Here is a 281-nt window from a genome sequence, read left to right as displayed (position 1 = left end):
TCGCTGAGCGCAACGTCGTCCAGCCCGAAGTCCAGGTAGCGCTTCTCTTTCTTGCGGATGGCGCCGCGTCCGTTAACGCCGGCGGCATTGATCAGGTCGACCAGGCGCGCACGGCTTGGCGGATCAACCAGGTACTCGATCACCTCCGGGTCGATCCCCGCATGCCGGATCAACGCCAGCGTGTTGCGCGAGGTGCCGCATTTCGGGTTGTGGTAGAAGACGGCCTTCATGTGCCCACCTCATCAAGAACGGTTTCGACGACGCCGGCAGCAGCGAAGGTC

At 63.3% G+C, this 281-nt stretch carries 1 pseudogene; it reads right to left on the bottom strand.

Features of this window, described 5'->3' with window-relative positions:
- Positions 1–230, bottom strand: a pseudogene (locus ACQG3P_RS19505) (arsenate reductase (glutaredoxin)); the annotation flags it as partial.
- Between the last annotated feature and the right edge of the window lie 51 nt (positions 231–281).

The organism is Stenotrophomonas sp. SrG (assembly GCF_050031795.1).
GTDB classification, from domain to species: domain Bacteria; phylum Pseudomonadota; class Gammaproteobacteria; order Xanthomonadales; family Xanthomonadaceae; genus Stenotrophomonas; species Stenotrophomonas rhizophila_A.
The sequence above is the reverse complement of the archived record's forward strand: the minus strand, read 5'-3'. Positions and strand labels throughout refer to the sequence as shown.